Origin of the sequence: Gaiella sp. (assembly GCF_035558935.1) — a bacterium.
In the GTDB taxonomy this organism is placed as follows: domain Bacteria; phylum Actinomycetota; class Thermoleophilia; order Gaiellales; family Gaiellaceae; genus Gaiella.
Genome location: NZ_DATMBZ010000005.1, coordinates 1 through 16,421 on the forward strand (window position 1 = coordinate 1; position 16,421 = coordinate 16,421).

At 71.7% G+C, this 16,421-nt stretch carries 18 protein-coding genes and 1 pseudogene; 5 read left to right on the top strand and 14 right to left on the bottom strand.

All coding sequences use genetic code 11. The features are described 5' to 3' along the window. The 7 genes from VNM44_RS00435 to VNM44_RS00465 are packed head-to-tail and all read right to left on the bottom strand — an operon-like array spanning nt 1 to nt 8,694. Complete coding sequence (locus VNM44_RS00435) at nt 1-615, bottom strand: isochorismatase family protein (protein ID WP_325621406.1); 615 nt, start codon at nt 613-615, stop codon at nt 1-3. A gap of 10 nt (nt 616-625) precedes the next feature. Continuing rightward, nucleotides 626-2,554, bottom strand: a complete 1,929-nt coding sequence (locus VNM44_RS00440) for a hydantoinase B/oxoprolinase family protein (protein ID WP_325621408.1) — start codon at nt 2,552-2,554, stop codon at nt 626-628. A gap of 8 nt (nt 2,555-2,562) precedes the next feature. Next, nucleotides 2,563-4,620 carry a hydantoinase/oxoprolinase family protein gene (locus tag VNM44_RS00445; RefSeq protein ID WP_325621410.1) on the bottom strand — a complete coding sequence of 686 codons (2,058 nt, stop codon included), beginning with the start codon at nt 4,618-4,620 and terminating at the stop codon, nt 2,563-2,565. Between the two features lie 14 nt (nt 4,621-4,634). After that, entirely contained in the window at nt 4,635-5,531 is an 897-nt protein-coding gene (locus VNM44_RS00450) for a hydroxymethylglutaryl-CoA lyase (protein ID WP_349257991.1), read from the bottom strand. After that, nucleotides 5,528-6,757: a CoA transferase gene (locus VNM44_RS00455; RefSeq protein ID WP_325621414.1), complete on the bottom strand. Its 1,230-nt coding sequence runs from the start codon at nt 6,755-6,757 to the stop codon at nt 5,528-5,530. Before VNM44_RS00455 ends, VNM44_RS00450 begins: the two co-directional genes overlap by 4 nt. Next, nucleotides 6,754-7,449, bottom strand: coding sequence for a GntR family transcriptional regulator (locus VNM44_RS00460; RefSeq protein ID WP_325621416.1), 696 nt, complete (start codon nt 7,447-7,449; stop codon nt 6,754-6,756). The genes VNM44_RS00455 and VNM44_RS00460 overlap by 4 nt, the downstream gene beginning before the upstream one ends. 45 nt (nt 7,450-7,494) lie before the next feature. Continuing rightward, nucleotides 7,495-8,694, bottom strand: a complete 1,200-nt coding sequence (locus VNM44_RS00465) for an MFS transporter (protein ID WP_325621418.1) — start codon at nt 8,692-8,694, stop codon at nt 7,495-7,497. Between the two features lie 20 nt (nt 8,695-8,714). Between VNM44_RS00465 and VNM44_RS00470 the strand changes: the two genes are divergently transcribed. Continuing rightward, nucleotides 8,715-9,095 carry a hypothetical protein gene (locus VNM44_RS00470; RefSeq protein WP_325621420.1) on the top strand — a complete coding sequence of 127 codons (381 nt, stop codon included), beginning with the start codon at nt 8,715-8,717 and terminating at the stop codon, nt 9,093-9,095. Between the two features lie 22 nt (nt 9,096-9,117). Here VNM44_RS00470 and VNM44_RS00475 read toward each other — a convergent pair whose 3' ends face one another. The 3 genes from VNM44_RS00475 to VNM44_RS00485 are packed head-to-tail and all read right to left on the bottom strand — an operon-like array spanning nt 9,118 to nt 11,585. Then, nucleotides 9,118-10,077: a cyclase family protein gene (locus VNM44_RS00475; RefSeq protein ID WP_325621422.1), complete on the bottom strand. Its 960-nt coding sequence runs from the start codon at nt 10,075-10,077 to the stop codon at nt 9,118-9,120. 30 nt (nt 10,078-10,107) lie between these two features. Continuing rightward, complete coding sequence (locus VNM44_RS00480; RefSeq protein WP_325621424.1) at nt 10,108-11,016, bottom strand: NAD(P)-dependent oxidoreductase; 909 nt, start codon at nt 11,014-11,016, stop codon at nt 10,108-10,110. A gap of 5 nt (nt 11,017-11,021) precedes the next feature. Next, nucleotides 11,022-11,585, bottom strand: coding sequence for an amino acid synthesis family protein (locus VNM44_RS00485; protein ID WP_325621426.1), 564 nt, complete (start codon nt 11,583-11,585; stop codon nt 11,022-11,024). A 25-nt stretch (nt 11,586-11,610) separates the two neighbouring features. On the opposite strand from VNM44_RS00485, the gene VNM44_RS00490 reads away from it, so the two are divergent. The 3 genes from VNM44_RS00490 to VNM44_RS00500 are packed head-to-tail and all read left to right on the top strand — an operon-like array spanning nt 11,611 to nt 13,678. Next, on the top strand, nt 11,611-12,198 hold the full coding sequence (locus tag VNM44_RS00490; RefSeq protein WP_325621427.1) for a DsbA family protein: 588 nt from the start codon (nt 11,611-11,613) through the stop codon (nt 12,196-12,198). Between the two features lie 56 nt (nt 12,199-12,254). Then, nucleotides 12,255-12,650: a GAF domain-containing protein gene (locus tag VNM44_RS00495; protein WP_325621440.1), complete on the top strand. Its 396-nt coding sequence runs from the start codon at nt 12,255-12,257 to the stop codon at nt 12,648-12,650. Beyond that, the gene (locus tag VNM44_RS00500) at nt 12,647-13,678 is read left to right on the top strand and encodes an acetamidase/formamidase family protein (protein WP_325621430.1); all 1,032 of its coding nucleotides are present in this window, start codon (nt 12,647-12,649) and stop codon (nt 13,676-13,678) included. The genes VNM44_RS00495 and VNM44_RS00500 overlap by 4 nt, the downstream gene beginning before the upstream one ends. A gap of 10 nt (nt 13,679-13,688) precedes the next feature. Here the strand turns inward: VNM44_RS00500 and VNM44_RS00505 are convergent, their stop codons facing one another. From VNM44_RS00505 to VNM44_RS00520, 4 genes are read right to left on the bottom strand one after another with little or no spacing between them, the layout of a single operon-like run. Then, on the bottom strand, nt 13,689-14,078 hold the full coding sequence (locus tag VNM44_RS00505; protein WP_325621432.1) for a RidA family protein: 390 nt from the start codon (nt 14,076-14,078) through the stop codon (nt 13,689-13,691). Continuing rightward, nucleotides 14,075-14,350 carry a hypothetical protein gene (locus tag VNM44_RS00510; RefSeq protein ID WP_325621434.1) on the bottom strand — a complete coding sequence of 92 codons (276 nt, stop codon included), beginning with the start codon at nt 14,348-14,350 and terminating at the stop codon, nt 14,075-14,077. Before VNM44_RS00510 ends, VNM44_RS00505 begins: the two co-directional genes overlap by 4 nt. Continuing rightward, nucleotides 14,350-15,360 carry a hypothetical protein gene (locus tag VNM44_RS00515; protein WP_325621436.1) on the bottom strand — a complete coding sequence of 337 codons (1,011 nt, stop codon included), beginning with the start codon at nt 15,358-15,360 and terminating at the stop codon, nt 14,350-14,352. Before VNM44_RS00515 ends, VNM44_RS00510 begins: the two co-directional genes overlap by 1 nt. Further along, nucleotides 15,338-15,664 (bottom strand): hypothetical protein, encoded by a 327-nt coding sequence (locus VNM44_RS00520; protein ID WP_325621438.1) that lies wholly within the window; start codon nt 15,662-15,664, stop codon nt 15,338-15,340. The genes VNM44_RS00515 and VNM44_RS00520 overlap by 23 nt, the downstream gene beginning before the upstream one ends. A 26-nt stretch (nt 15,665-15,690) precedes the next feature. Here VNM44_RS00520 and VNM44_RS00525 point away from each other — a divergent pair. Further along, nucleotides 15,691-16,421: pseudogene (locus tag VNM44_RS00525) on the top strand (hypothetical protein); the annotation flags it as partial.

The window sequence follows — 16,421 nt, forward strand, 5'->3', positions numbered from 1 at the left end:
TCACGGCGGGGCCTCGATTCCGGCGAGCACGTCGGCGGTGGTCACCACGTCACCGTACTTCGTATCGATGTCGTAGAGGTTCGCCTCGTGTGCGGCGCGATTGCGATCGCCCACGGCGTCACGAGGGACGAGCACGCGGTACCCGTGCTGGAGAGCGTCCACCGCGGTCGCGCGGATGCACCCCGAGGTGGACGCCCCGGTGACGACGAGCGAGTCGCAGCCGTTCGCAGTGAGGAAGCTGTCGAACGGGGTGCCGTGGAACGCGGACGCCCAGAGCTTCGTCAGCACAGGCTCGCCGGGCGCCGGCGCGATCCGGGGGTCGATCTCCTCGAAGCCGCTGCCCGCCTCGAGGGTGAGCAGCGCGGGAATCTTCTCGATGAACGCCTCCGCGGCCCGCTTGCCGGCCTCGTCGTAGGCAACCGTCGTGTAGGCCACAGGCAGCTTCGCTGCGCGGAACGCGGCGAGCAGCTGCGAGATGGCGGCGACGACGCCGTCGAGCTCGCAGACGAGCGGCGAGGCGGGGTCGGTGAAACCGCGATTGACGTCGACGACCACGAGGGCGGGCCGCCGGCCGAAGCCGGCGCGCCCGTGGAACCCCTCGTGGTGCATCGTCATCCGTCGTGAGTCATACGTCGTCGCCCGCCCGGACGCGTGCGAGCGCGTCCTCCGCCGGCTCGAGCGGCGACCACCGCAGCGGCGTCGCGGGCGTCGGCGCGTCGAGGCCGGTCTCCTCCTTGCAGCGGGCGATCACGTCGTCGAGCTCGGGCCCGAAGTCGAACGCGGGCGCCTCGCCTCGCGCCGACCGCTGCCGCTCGCGCTCGGCCTCCGTCGCCGCCTCGTCGACGGCGCCGTCGTCGGCGAGGACGACGCCGTAGCCCTCTTTCGCCCATTCGCGGCTGACGAGCCCGAAGGAGACGTCGCGCGCGACGAGCTCGGCGGGACGGTCGAGCCGGTCCTTCCAGCCGCCGCCGCCCGCCGTCCGGTAGACGAGCATGTCGCCGGGCTCGACGACGACGTTGTCGCACTTCGACGGCAGCGCCTGCTCTGTGCCGTCGGCGCGCTTGAGCAGCTTCGTCGAGCGGGCGCCGGGCAGCCCGCCGAGGACGCCCCACGGCCGGGTCAGCCAGCGGTCGTCGTGGATCGAGACCTCGCCCGGCTCGAGGTACACGTAGCGCTTCTCGACGCCGTTCCCGCCCCGGTGCAGGCCGGGCCCGCCCGAGTCGGTGACGGTCGTGTAGCCGTCGATCCGCAGCGGGTAGTACGCCTCGAGGTACTCGGTCGGGATGTTCTCGAACAGCGGCCACCACGAGTGGCCGTCCATCCCGTCGCCGATCGGCCTCCCGGGGATGCCGCCGTAGAGGATCTCCATCGAGTAGAAGAAGTCCCCGCTCTCCTCCCAGCCCGAGTAGAGCATGTAGGGGCTCGTGCCGTAGCCGGCGGCCGTGTTGAGCTCGGGCGCGTTCTTGCAGAGCGCCCCGCCGAGCACGTCGAACTGCCGCGCGAGCGCGTGCGTGCGGCAGCCGAGCGCGGCCGGGTAGCGCGGCCGCAGCAGCGATCCCTCCGGCATCACGACGTGGAGCAGCGGGTAGAAGCCGTCGTTGAAGAGGATCTGGGGATCGTTGACCATGATCAGGTAGATCCCGATGAACATCTTGAACATGCCCTCTGAGAGGTAGAAGTTGATCGGGCCGAGGGCCTGGGGATCGGTGCCCGACCAGTCGAAGAAGGCGTGCTCGCCCTCCCGCCAGATCGTCAGCTGCATCTTGTACGGGCCGTTGCCGAGCCCGTCGTCGTCGATGTAGTCGACGAACGTCTGCGGCTCCTCGGGGATCGCGACGGAGATGAGGAACTTCATCGCGTTGTAGGTGCGGTCGAGGAGCGCCTGGAGCGCCGCGAGGTAGGTCTCCTTGCCGAACCGGTCGCAGAGCTCCATCACGCGCTTCTCGCCCGCGCGGCAGCCCGCGACGATCGCGAACAGGTCGGCGCGGTTCATCTCCGGGTTGCGGACGTTGTTGAGGATCAGGCGCAGGACGTCCTCCTGCACCTCGCCGCGCTCGATCAGCTTGACGGGCGGGATGATGATCCCCTCCTCGAAGATCGTCTTCGCCCCGGTCGGCAGCGAGCCGGGAAGCGGCCCGCCGGCGTCCATCTGGTGCCCGAACTGCGACGACCAGCCGACGAGCTCGTCCTCGTAGAAGATCGGCACGAGCACGAGCCAGTCGTTCGTGTGCGAGATCGACGCCGAGCACTTGAACGGGTCGGAGGTGAGGATCACGTCGCCCGGGAAGACCCCGCGGTCCCACTCCTCCATCATCTCGTTGATGTAGGCGCCGAACTGGCCGACGACCATGCGGCCGCGTGGGTCGGTGATCATCGGGAACTCGTCGTGCTGTTCCCGGATCACGGGGCTCATCGCGGAGCGGAAGAGGACGGCGTCCATCTCGTAGCGCGCGCTCTTGAGCGCCCCTTCGATGATGTCGAGCGTGACGGGGTCGATCTCGACCCCGGTCGGGATCTCGGCGATCTGCGGCTTGTCCGTGGTGATGGTGGCCATCGTCTCCCCTACGCCTTCGGGTTGATGAGGATGTTGAAGTTGACGTCGACCTCGGCGGCGTACCCCGGGAGGACGACGGTCGTGGAGTCGAACTCGGTCACGATCGCAGGCCCGTCGAATCGGTTCCCGGGAGCGAGCTTCGCCCGGTCGTAGATCTTCGTCGGCAACCGCTCGCCCCTGAAGACGATCTCGTGCTCCTCGGCCACCGCCCCTGACGCGTCGGCCTCGCCGAGCACCCCGACGGGAAGCTCCGGCTTCGGAACCGCCCCCGAGCCGATCGCGCGAAGGTTGACGATCTCCGACGCGGTGCCCGGCATCCGGAACCCGTAGAGCTGCTCGTGGAGCAGGTTGAACCGCTCCTCGAGCGCGTCGAGCCCGCCGCGGACCTCGTCCGGGTCGATCGCGACCGGGATCTCGTACCCCTGCCGGTGGTAGCGCATGTCGGCCGTGTAGGTGATCGAGCGCGCGTCCTCCGGGATGCCCTCGGCGTCGAGCCACGCGCGTGCGCGCTCGCCGAGCGCCTCGAGGATCGACCCGACCTCGCCCGGATCGGCATCGCCGAGCACCCGGATGTACGTCTGGGCGAACTCGTCCCGGAAGTCCGCCACGAGGTCGCCGATCGCGCACAAAAGACCGGGGGCCGGCGGGACGAGCACCGGAAACGAGCCCATGATCTCGGCGACGGCGTTCGCGTGGAGCGGGCCGGCGCCGCCGTAGGCGACGAGCGCGAAGTCTCGCGGGTCGTGCCCGCGCTGGACCGAGACGAGGCGCAGCGCGCCCGCCATGTTCTCGTTCACGATCGCGACGATCCCCTCCGCGGCCTCCTCGAGCGACCCGAGGCCCATCGCGTCGGCGATCGTCTGCACCGCCGTCCGGGCGGCCGCGACGTCGAGCGTCATCTCGCCGCCGAGCAGGCTCGGGGGGAGGTGGCCCAGGACGACGTTCGCGTCGGTCACGGTCGGCTCGGCGCCGCCGCGGCCGTACGAGGCAGGCCCGGGGTCGGCGCCCGCGGACTGCGGTCCCACGCGAAGCGCCTTGGTCAGCTCGGGCACGTGCGCGATCGAGCCGCCCCCTGCTCCCACCGTGTGGACGTTGACCGACGGCACCTTGATGCGGAAGTGGCTGATCGACGTCTCGCGGCCGATCGTCGGCTCACCGTTCTGACAGAGCGCCACGTCGGTCGAGGTGCCGCCCATGTCGAAGGCGAGGATGTCGTCGAACCCTGCCTTGCGTGCCACGTAGAGCGCGCCGGCGACCCCGCCCGACGGCCCCGAGAGGATGCCGTAGATCGGGTTCCGCGTCGCCTCCGCGGTCGTCATCAGGCCCGCGTCGGAGCGGAGGATGTTGACGTCGGCGGTTGCGCCGATCCCGTTCAGCTCCTGCTCGAGCGTCTGGATGTACGTCGCCACCTTCGGCCGCACGTACGAGTTCATGCACGCGGTGAGCGTCCGCTCGTACTCGCGGAACTCAGGGAGGACGTGGGACGACAGGGTCACCGGAAACCCCGGATAGAGGCGCTCGACGATCTCGCCGATCTTCTCCTCGTGGGCCGGGTTCACGTACGAGTTGATCAGGCCGACGGTGAGCGACTCGACGCCCGACTCGACGAGGTCGCGGACGATCGACTCGACCTGCTCCTCGTCGACCGCGACGACGGTCTCGCCGCGCGGCCCCATCCGCTCCACCGCCTCACGCGTGTCGGCGAGCGAGGCGGGCGGGTCGGGCTTGATCATGATGATCCAGCCCGCCAACGGGCCGGGTGTCTGCGAGCGGGCGAGGTGGAGGATCTGCGCGAAGCCCTGCGTCGTGATCAGGCCGACTCGGGCGCCTTTCGACTCGAGCACGGCGTTCGTCGCGACCGTCGTCCCGTGCAGGATGTTGCGAAGGTCGCCGACTGCGACTCCCGACTCCTCGCAGATCCTGCGCACGCCGACGAGCACGCCCTCCGAGGGGTCCGCCGGGGTGGACGGCGTCTTCACGCGGTACTGCGTGCCGGCGCCGTTGTCCCCGACGAGGAAGAGGTCGGTGAACGTCCCTCCCACGTCGACTCCGAGCCTGAATGCCATCCTCTCCTCCGTCGTCAGTGAGCCATGGCCGGCGCGAACGCACCGGCCTTGTAGACCTGCCCCTCCAGCGGCCGCCCGAGGCGCTCCTCGAGCCATGCGGCCACCTGGATCAGCGCCTCGAGGTCGATCCCCGTCTCGACCCCCTCGCCGTGGAGCAGGTAGACGAGGTCCTCCGTCGCGGTGTTCCCGGTGGCGCGCGGCGCGAACGGGCAGCCGCCGATGCCTCCGATCGACGCGTCGAACACGGTCGCCCCGGCCTCGAGCGCGACGAGCGCGTTCGCGTAGCCCGTGCTCCGGGTGTTGTGGAAGTGGACGCCGACCGGGACGCCGAGCTTCGCGCCTTCCGACACGAGGTGACGGACCTGGCGCGGGACGCCGACGCCGACGGTGTCGGCGAACACGACCTCGTCGACAAGCTCCGCGAAGCGCGCGGCCAGGGCGAGCACGCGGCCCGGGTCGACCGCGCCCTCGAACGGGCATCCGAACGACGTCCCGAGGGTCACCGTGACGCGGTGGCCATCCGCCTTCGCGCGTGCGGCGACCCGCTCGCCGGCCACGGCCGACTCCTCCGCCGACGCGCCGGCGTTCCGCCGGTTGAACTCCTCGCTGACGGCGAACGCGTAGTGGACCTCCGTCAGGCTCGTCGTCGCGAACCGCTCGTAGCCGCGCTCGTTCAGGACGAGGCCCGCGTACGTGACGTCCGCTCGCGGCTCGATCCCTGCGACGACGTCCTCGGCGCCGGCCATCTGCGGCACGCGCGCGGGATTGACGAAGCTGACCGCCTCGATCCGCGGGAGGCCCGCGGCGGCAAGCCGGTCGACGAGCTCGGCCCGCACGGCGGGCTCGAGGATCACCGCGTCGTTCTGAAGCCCGTCGCGCGGCCCGACGTCGCAAACGGTGACCGCGCTCAGATCACGCCCTCCTCGTGCAGCGCCGACTGCTCGTCCTCGCTGAGGCCGAGCAGGCCGCCGTAGACCTCCTCGTTGTGGCTCCCCTGCTCCCACGTCGCCGACCAGCGCACCGAGCCGGGTGTCCGGCTGAGCTTCGGGACGATCCCGGGCCCGATGTACGGTCCGAACTCCGGGTCGACGTGCTCCAGGAGCATCTCCCGGGCCCTGAACTGCGGGTCCTCGAAGATGTCGGCGATCGTGTAGATCGGGCCACAGATGACACCCGCCTCGTTGAGGACGCGATCGATCTCCGAGGCGTCGTGCAGCCGCGCCCAGTCGGCCACGATCCCCTCGATCTCCTCCTGGTTGTCGCCGCGCGCGAGGTGCGTCGCGAACCGTTCGTCGTCCGCGAGCTCCGGCCGGTCGATCGCGGCGCACAACCGCCGGAAGACGTTGTCGGCGTTCGCCGCGATCACGATCCACTTGTCGTCGCGCGACTTGAAGATGTTCGAGGGGGCGATCCCCTTGAGGTTCGTCCCCTGGGGCCCCCGCACGATCCCGAGCCGGTCGTACTCGGGCACCGTGCTCTCGAGCATCGCGAACGACGCCTCCATCAGAGAGACGTCGACCACCTGTCCGACGCCGCCGCCGGCCACGTCGCGCCAGTAGAGCGCCGCGAGGATCCCCTGCGCGGCGAACATTCCCGCGAGCGAGTCCCCGAGCGACAGGTGCATCCGGGGCGGAGGCTCGTCGGGAAAGCCGTTCAGGTAGCGCATCCCACCCATCGCCTCGGCAACCGACGCGAATCCGGCCCGTTCGGCATAGGGCCCGGTCTGCCCGTAGCCGGACACCCGGGCGAGGATGAGACGCGGGTTGACCTCGCTCAGGCGCTCGTAGCCGAGGCCCCACCGCTCGAGCGTCCCCGGTCGGAAGTTCTCGGTCACCACGTCGGCGTGCTCCACGAGGCGCAACAGGAGCTCCTGTCCGCGCGCCGCGCCGAGGTCGAGCGTGATGCACTTCTTGTTCCGCGACTGGACGGGCCACCAGAGCGACCGTCCCTCGTAGCGCGCCTTGCCCCACTCACGGATCGGGTCGGGCTTGCCGGGCGCCTCGACCTTGAGGATCTCCGCGCCGAGGTCACCGAGCAGCCGTCCCGTGAACGGCCCCGCCAGCAACGAGCCGAGCTCGATCACCCGCAGGCCCGCGAGCGGCCCGCCCCCGTTCGCCGCGGATTGCCCGGCGTTCACGTGGCGTCTCCGGCGTCCGGGGCCGCCGAGGCGCCGACGTGGGCGACGAGGACGTCGCGCGCCTCGTAGACGTGCTCGCGCATCACGAGCTCGGCCCGCTGCGCGTCGCCGCGCTCGAGCGCCTTCACGAGCTGCAGGTGGCAGTGATACGAGGCGGAGGCCTGCGCGGGCGAGTACCAGACGTAGGACTTGTAGACGAGCGGCAGCGCGATCACCTGGCGCACCATCGCCCTCAGGCGCTCGCTGGAGGTGGCCTCGAGGATCGTCTCGTGGAAGACGGCGTTCTCGAGCACGAGCGCCTGGACGTCCCCGCCGTCGAGCAGGCCCTCGAACCGCGTGCAGCTCTCCCGCAGCTGCGCCAGCTGGTCGGGGGTGACGCGCGACGCCGCGCGTCCGGCGGCGTGGCCCTCGAGCAGCGCCCGCAGCTCGTACATCTCCTCGAGGTCGGCGGTGTCGTACGCCCGAACGGTCGCGCCGCGGTTCGGCGCGGCCTCGACGAGGCCCTCGGACTGGAGCACGAGCAGCGCCTCTCGGACCGGCGTGCGGCTGATCCCGAGCTGCTGCGCGAGCTCCTCCTCCTTGAGGCGATGGCCCGGTGGCACGCGGCCGTCGACGATCGCCTGCCGGATGAGATCGGCGGCTGCCGCCGCCGCGGTGCGGGACAGCGGCGTCTGGGCCTCGAAGATGCTCACCGGCGCGACCATACAATATGCAACCAGCCTGAATGCGAGCGTGGATCACGGATCCGGGCGTGCCCGAGCCAGCGTCGAGACCTCGCCGAGCCGCGTCGCGAGCACCGCGCCGAGCAGCGCGATCAGCGCGGTCGTGATCCACAACGCATCCCATCCCGCCTCGTCCGCGACGGCGCCGAGCGCGGGCGTGGCGATGCCCGAGAGGACGAAGACGACCGTCGCCGCGACCGCGACCGACCGCCCGGCGAGCGAGGCGTCGACGCGCTCGCCGGCGCTGACGTACACGAGCGCGTTCCACCCCAGGGCGCCGAGCCCGAAGAGGACCGCGGCGGCGACGACGATCGCGCCGCCGCCGTGCAGCGCTGCCGCGAAGACCACCGCCCCGCCGGCCGCGAGAAGACCGACCTCGACGAGCGTCCGCACCCGCCGGGAGCCGCCGTTGCGGTCGGCGATCGTTCCCCACACGATGCGCGCCACCATGGCGGCCACGTTGATCCCGAAGTACGCGACGGCGGCGGTCAACTGCGAGTGCCCGGCCGCGCGCACGGCCGGAACGATGTACGCCAGGAGCGCCTGGAGCACGATGATGTAACAGGCCGCCACCGCGAGCAGCCGGCGCAGGCCGGGAGCGGCGAGGATCGTGCGGAACGGCCTCTCGATCCGGCTCTCCGCGGGCCTCCGGTCGTCACCCGCGACGATCGCGAAGGCGACGCCCGTGGCGGCGACTACGAGGGCCGAGCCGAGCATCGTCAGCTCGACGCCCCCGACCGCGAAGAGGCCCGGGTACGTCACCGCGGCGATCGTCCCCCCGAGAGGAACCGCCGTCTGGCGGATCCCGAGCGCCCACCCGCGCCGCGCCGGCGGGTACACGGCGAACAGCGCGCCGGTGCCGGCGACGGGGATCACCGCCGACCCGAGCCCGAACACGAGGAGCGCCGCGAAGAGCGTCTGCGGCGACGGCATGAAGGCTGCGGCGACGAGCCCGGTCGTCGCGATCGCGGTCCCGATCAGCATCGCCCGCCGCGCTCCCATCCGGTCGACCGCGCTCCCTGCCGCGATCAGCGCCATGCCGGCCCCGAGCAGCCCCGAGGCGAGGACGGCGCCCAGCCAGAAGAGGCTCATGTCGAGCGTGTCGCTCAGCTGCGGGCCGATCGAGGGAAGGCCGAAGTTGACGAGCGAGACCGACGTCTGCGCCGCGGACGCCCCGACGAGCACGGCGCCGGGCGATCGCGTGGCGCGGCTCACAGCGCGATTATCCTTGCCGCGTGGACCGCGCTGCGATCGCACGCGAGGGGCGGCGCGCACAGGCGCTCGAGGCCCTCGCCTTCGAGCGCGAGCGCGAGCAGGCGCTCGACTCCCAGCTGCGGGAGGTCGTGCTCGAAGCCGAAGGGGCCCACGTCGACGCGCTCGTGTTCGCACGGATGACGCCTGACGACGCGAGCCGCGTCCGCGAGGCGCTGGGGACGGCCGACGGCGACGGGCCTGACGACGAGCCGCTAGAGGACGAGGAGCTCGAGGACACGGCGGACGAAGACGACGCGGGGCCGGAGCCCGAGATCCGGCGGCTCGAGCACGAGCTCGAGCGGTGCCGCGCGATGCAGCACGCGCTCGAGCGCTACGTCGAGGCGCTCGACGGAACGTCGTAGCGCCGGCCGCGCCGCAGCCGCGTCAGCTGCGCAGCGGCACCGCGTAGGAGGGCATCGGCGCGCCCGTCGCCCCGCGCAGCTTGAGCGGGAGGCCGAGGAACGCGAACTCGTACTGCTTCTCGGCGGCGAGCTCGTTCATGTCGACGACCTCGATGATCTGCGCACCCGCGGTCGCGAACATGTACGCGTGCACCGGGAGGAAGACCTTCTCCTCCTCGGAGGGGAGCACCTCGAGGGCGATCGTGTCGCCCGCGATGCACATCGCACCGACCTCCTCGCAGAGCCACTTGGCGGCCTCGAGGCCGATCCCGGGCGTGTTCTTCAGGTACCCGTCGAAGTCGGGCCAGACGTTCATCCGGCCCGTGCGCACGAGCACGACGTCGCCCTTGCGAAGCTCGACTCCCTGCTTCGCGATCGTGTCCTGAAGGTCCTTCGGCGTGATCGCGTACCCGTCGGGGAGCACGTCGCCGCCGAGCGTGCCCACGACGTCGAGCATGACGCCGCGCGAGATGACGGGCGGGTACTTGTCGAGGCCTCCCTTCGTCCAGATGCGGCTCCCGAGGTCCTTGTCCGCCGTCCAGCCGTTCCAGAAGGTCCCGTAGAAGCCGAGGTGGTTGAGCGTGTCGATGTGCGTGCCGCAGTGCGTGTACAGATGGATCGAGTCGCCGCAGTACGAGTAGGCCTCGTGCACCTCGCTGCCGACGCCCGACAGGTCGTCGTTCACCGATCCCTGCGGCGTGTGCGTCATCCAGATGCCGTACGGCGGGTCGCCCGCCGCCACCCACGACGGCATCCCGATGAAGTAGTCGACGTTCAGGTCGAAGACGTGGCGGCCGTCGAGATGGTCGAGGATCGCCGCCGTCGACTCCTTCGTGACCCAGTTCAGGCGCCCGATCTCGTCGTCCTCGCCCCAGGGGCTCTTCGAGACCTTGAGACCGTCCTGCTCGTGGATCGCCTCGGGAACCAGCTCGGGGTCTGCCATGGGATCCTCCTTCGGATGGATGACGCGAGCCTACTCCGGCTTCGCGGAGCGTTCCTCGGGAACACGCCCCCGCGACGGGACGAGGTAGACGGCCGAGTAGTCGAGCCCTCCGAGACCGGCCTCCTGCGCCGCCTGGTACGCGGTTCGGGCGGCGGCGGCGACGGGCGCCTCGACGCCGTGCTCGGCGGCGAGCCGCAGGGCGAGGGCGAGGTCCTTCTCGATCAGGTCGAGCGCGAACAGCGGCGCATATTCGCCCGAGGCGGGATGCGCGGCGTCCGCGCCGGCGAGGGGATACCGCGTGCGAAGCACCCGGGAGTCGCCCGTCGAGGCGGTGAGGAGGGCGTAGAGCGTGGCCGGATCGAGCCCCTCCCGCACGGCGATCGCGCAGGCCTCACCCAGGGCCGCCATGGTCGTCCCCGCGACGAGGTTGTTGCAGAGCTTCGCGGCCTGGCCCGCGCCGTGGTCGCCGACGTGCACCACATGGCGGCCGAGCGCCCGGAGAAGAGGCTCCGCCCGCGCGAACGTGGCCGCCGGGCCGCCGACCATGACCGTCAGGGTCCCGGCCTCGGCGCCCTGCGGCCCGCCGCTCACCGGTGCGTCGAGCACGTCGAGCCTGCCCTCGAGGCGCGCGGCGAGACGGCGCGCGAGCGCAGGCGGGCTCGTCGACATCTCGAGGAGCAGCGCTCCCCGCGACGCGGCGGACGCGACGCCGCCGGGCCCGAGCACGACGTCCTCCACGGCCTCGGGCGACGGGAGCGACGTGATCACCACCGCGGCGCCCTCGGCCGCCTCCCCGGGGGTCCCGGCGATGTGCGTGCCGAGCGCCTCGGCGCGTCGAGGGTCGACGTCGCACGCGATCACCTCGTGACCGGCGGCGAGCAGGCGGCTCGCCATCGGGCGGCCCATCGTCCCGATGCCGATGAACCCGACCCGCGTCACGAGAGCTATGTCTCGAGCTCGCTGCCGAACGCGCGAAGACGGGCATGCGGGCGGCCGCTTCTCGCGAGCACGACCCACACCACGATCTCGTCGGCGCGCGGCGCGTCGCCGATGCGCACCTCGAGCGTCTGGTGGTGCGAGCGCACCGTCTGGTCGTCGATGTGCTTCACGGCCAGGTCGAGCGTCGCCCCCGCGGCGCCGCGCTTCTCGGCGGCGGGAAGGAGCGCCGAGCCGCCGACCGCGTCGCGCACGTGGTTGCCGAAGCGCAGGTTGTGGATGATCGCCGAGCCGTGCTCGACGTCGCCGTCGAGGCCGACGAGCGCCCCCTTGCCGAACCCCTGCGCCGGCGCGGCGAGCAGGTCGAGCGCGCGCCCGGTGAGCAGCGCGCCGAGCGGCTCGCAGTAGGCATCGATCAGCGGCGAGAGATCCTCGACGAAGTCGCCGGCGAGGGGATTCGCCACGACGGCGCCGACGGCCACCATCCTCGTCGGCGGCGTCACCGACCGACCACCCTCGACGTGGACGTCCTCGACGAGCGTGACGACCTTTCGGACCCCGTCGGCGGGCACGGGTCGAGCATACTGCGACCCACGCATGGAACGAGTCCGCTTCTACTACGACGTGGTCTGCCCGTACTCGTACATGGAGACGCACGCGATGGAGCGGGCGGAGGACGAGCAGCTCGTGGAGATCGAGTGGCTCCCGTTCGAGCTCCGACCGGCCCCGAAGCCGCTCCTGGAGCCGCGCGGCGACCACTTGCGCGTCGACTGGACGACGTACGTCTACGCCCGCGCGCAGGCGCGCGGGATCGAGATCCACCTTCCGCGCTACCAGCCCCGATCGACCCTGCCGCTCGCTGCCTGCCTGTGGGCCGGGAGCGAAGGGCGCCTGCGGGAGTTCAAGCATGCGCTCTACGAGGCGTTCTTCTGCGAGGGCGAGGACATCGCGACCGACCGCGAGATCGCGCGGGCCGCCGAGCGTTCCGGGCTCGACCCGGCCGATGCCGTGTCGGCCGCCTACGACCCGGAGCTCCAGGGAACCTTGCGCTCGATCCGCGCCGAGGCCGAAGCGGCCGGCGTGTCCGGCGTGCCGTCGCTCCTCGCCGAGGACGGACGCACCCACTGGGGCATGGGCGGCCTCGAGCGCCTGCTCGCCGGCGAGCCGCTCGTCCCACGCTCGTAGGAGCCGCCACGACCGCTTCCGAGCCGACGACGGCAGCGGCGGACGTTCTCGCCGAGCTGCTCGACGCGACCGGCGCGAGCCGGGTCACGCTACGGCGCGACGACCCCGGCGACTACGCGTTCCCGGTCGTCGAGGAGGCTCTCGCACCGGGCGTCGGCTCGCTCCGCGACGAGAGGACCGTCGACCTGCGGCGGCAGCCGGTCGTCCAGGAGCTCGCACGCGGCCGACAGGTCGTGCAGCACGACTGCCGGTCGGCGCACGACGACGCCGGCTTCCAGGCGATGCTCGCGACCTACGGCGGTCTCGCCGCCCAGATCGTGACGCCGGTCGTCTCCGGCGGACGGCTCGTCGCGATCGTCTCCGTCCACCAGCTCGGCGCGCCGCGCCGCTGGTCCCCGGAGGACGTGGAAGCCGCGACGGCGGCGGCGCGACGGATCGGAGAGCTCCTGTGAGAGTCGGTGCGTCGTCGGCGCACAACCGCTGGCACCCGGCGCTCGAGCCGGTCGCGGTCGTCGAGCCGGGGCGCGAGATCGTGCTCGAGACGCGGGACGGCCTCGACGGGCAGCTCACGCGCGACAGCACCGACGCCGACTGCGCCACGCTCGACCTGGGCCTCGCCCACCCGCTCACGGGGCCCGTGTTCGTCGACGGCGCCGAGCCCGGCGACGTCCTAGCGGTCGAGCTCCTCGGCTACGAGACGCCGGGCTTCGGGGTCAACGCGGTGATCCCGGGCTTCGGGCTCCTCGCAGACATCTTCGTCGAGCCGTTCCTCGTGCGCTGGGAGCTCGACGGCAGCCACGCCCGGTCCCACGAGCTTCCCGGCGTGGCCGTTCCGGCATGTCCGCATGCCGGGGTTGTCGGCGTCGCCCCCTCCGCCGAGCTGATGGAGGCCCAGCGCGCCCGCGAGGAGCGCATCCGTGCGTCCGGCGGCCCTGTGGCGGACCCCCTGCCGGAGGCGGCCTTGCCGCAGACCGCGGCGTCCGGTCTGCGGACGATCCCTCCGCGCGAGACGGGCGGCAACCTCGACATCCGGCGCCTCGTCGCCGGAGCGACGCTGCTCCTCCCCGTCCAGGTGCCGGGCGCGCTCCTCTCCGTTGGAGACGTCCACTTCGCGCAGGGCGACGGCGAGGTGTGCGGCACGGGGATCGAGATCGAGGCCGCCGTCCGCCTGCGTTGCGAGATCCTCGCCGCGCAACCCTGGGCACCGCAGTTCCCCGCGTACCGGACGCCCGGAGCATCGCGCGGGCCGGCCTTCGCCACCACCGGCATTCCGGTCGACGACGCGATGGACCTGACGGTCGCAGCGCGGAACGCGCTCCTTGCGATGATCGACTGGCTCGAGGCAGAGCATGGCCTGTCGCGGCCTGCCGCGTACTGCCTCTGCTCCGCCTGCGTCGACCTGCACCTGTCGCAGGTGGTGGACGTCCCGTACCCCCTCGTCTCCGCGCTCATCCCGCTCGAGGTGTTCGACGGGGTCTGAGCCGGAACGCCTAGCCCGTGACGGCGATCGCCTCGATCTCGATCTCGAGCCCGGGCAGGGCCAGCGACGAGACCTCGACGATCGTGTCTGCCGGGTACGGAGCCGTGAACCACTTTCCACGGAGCTCGACGATCTTCGGGAAGTTCCCCATGTCCGTCAGGTAGATCGTCACCTTCACGACGCGGTCGAGCCCCGACCCGGCGGCCTCGAGCACCCGCGTCAGGTTGCGGAAGACCTGCTCCGCCTGCGCGTCGAAGTCGCCCACGCCCACGATGTGCCCGTCCTGGTCGATGGCCGCCTGACCGGAGACGATCACGAGGTCGCCGACGCGGAAGCCCTGCGAGAGCCTGAAGGGCTCGTACGGATCCGGGTCGAGGCGGATCTGCTCGACGTCCGTCACGCGTGCTCCAGCACGTCGACGACCGACATCGTCGGCTCGGCGCCGACCTTGCGCATCAGCTCCGCGCCGCGGGGGACGTCCGCGGTGGCGAGGTACCGCTCGAGCGCGTCACGGCTCTTCCACACCGCAACGAGGCGGGCGCGGGAGCCGTCGTAGAGGAGGGTCGCCGTGAGGACCCCCTCCGGCCTCGTCGGCCGGCCTTCGTCCATCAGCCGCGCGAGGTCGGCTGCCTGGCCGGAGTCGAGCTCCGCCTCGAAGACCGCCGCGACCATCAGGTCGAGATCATCTTCTTCTCGATGCCGACGCCGGCAGCGAAGGCGCGCTCGACCTCGAGCGGCACGGTGGCGGAGTCCTGCAGCGCGATGCCGGTCGAGTCGAACACCGTGACCTGATCGTCGCTCTGGCGGCCCTCGAGCTCGCCGCAGATCACCTTGCCGATCTCGCCTGCGATGTCGTCCTCCGAGATCAGCCCCTCGCGGAGCGGGACGTTGATCTCGCCGTCGGGAATGCATTGGCGGATGTCGTCGACGAACACCCGCCCCCGCTGGAGGATCGCCGGATGGAGCTCCTGCTCGCCCTCGAGGTCGGCGCCGAGCGCCGCGAGGTGCGTGCCCGGCGCGATCCACGCGTCGTCGACGATCCAGCCGCGCGCGTGCGTCCCGGTCACGACGACGTCGGCGCCGCGGACGACGGTCTCGAGGTCGGTGGAGCCGATGATGCGCAGATGTGGATAGCGGGGCTGCTGCTCGGCGAGAAAGCGCTCGAGCGACTCCTGCGTCCTGCTCCAGACGCGCACCTCCGACCAGCCGAACACCGTGTCGCACGTCGCGAGCGTCCCGTCGGCCACGCTGCCGGTGCCCGCGATCGCGAGCACCGTGGAGTCGGGCCGCGCGAGCCACTTGGCGGACACCGCGGCGGAAGCCCCGGTGCGCATCAGGGTGTGGTGGGAGCCGTCGCAGATCGCGAGCGGGAACCCGGTCTCGGGGTGCGTGTAGACGAGGATGGAGAAGACGGCGGGCAGGTCGTACGCCGCGTTGTTCTCGCGGATCGACACCCACTTGCAGGCCGCCGCCTCGGGCTCCTCGATCCAGGACGGCATCACCTCCCACTCGCCCTGATAGCGGTCGAGCACGATGTGGCCCTTCGGCTCCATGTAGACGCGCCCGAGGCCGTGCATGCGGAAGGCGTGCTCGACGCAGTCCACGTACTCGGACGGGGCGAGCAGGCCCACCATGTCCGAGCGCCCGAGGATCAGCGTCTTACGGTGGCGCCAGCTCTCCATCGGCCGATTCTATGTCCCGCTCGACGAGCGCGACGAGAGGCGCAGCGTCCGGGAACGCCGCGAGTCGGCGCCGCGCGCGCCCGAGCTGCCGTCGCGCGCGATCGGCCTCGCCGATCTGCGCCCGGTAGCCGGCCGCGGCGAGGTGGTGGAGCCCCTTCACGAGCTCCTCGCGCTCCCCGGCGATGCCGAACACTCCGGCCAGCGCGTCCGCCGCCGCGAGGTACGCCCGGCGCTCGAGCAGCCTCTCGCCCTCCCAGAGCGCGGCCTGCACCCTGGCCTCGCGCGGCGGCCATTCGTCGTCCACGTCCGGGCCATACTAGAGTCGGCCTCGTGGTCGACCGCGCACGCAGCGCCGACCGAATCGCGGCCGAGATCGACACGCTCTCCGGCCCCGACTTCACGCTCTCGGACGAGGCGATCCGGCGGTACGCGTACACGGAGCCCTACCGCAGGACGCTCGACCACTTCACCGGCGCGCTCGAGGCGCTCGACTTCGACGTCTACGAGGACCCCGTCGGGACGCTCGTGGCCCGCAACCGCCCCGCCGGCGAGCCGGTGTTCGGCATCGGCTCGCACTGCGACTCGAACCGGAACGGCGGCCGTTACGACGGGACGATGGGCGTCGTCACGGCACTCGAGGTCTGCCGGCTGAACGCCGAGCTCGGGCTCGACCTGCCGCTGCAACTGATCTCGTTCCTCGAGGAGGAGGGCTCCGGCTTCGGCCAGATGCTCCTGGGCAGCCGGATCATGCTCGAACGGGTCACCGAGGAGGAGCTGCGCGAGACGTTCCTCGCCGTCGACGACGGCCGGAGCTTCTGGGAGCACGCGGAGGATGCGGGCTACGAGCCCGCGCGGTGGCGCGAGTGCGGGCGCGTGCTGGACGACCTGACGGGCTGGATCGAGATGCACATCGAGCAGGCGCGCGTGCTGCAGGACACGGGCAACCGCATCGGGATCGTCAGCGCGATCGCCGGCTACGTCCACGCCGACGTGCGCATCCGGGGACGGGGCGACCATGCGGGCGCGACGCCGATGGACCTCCGCCTCGACCCGACCCTGCC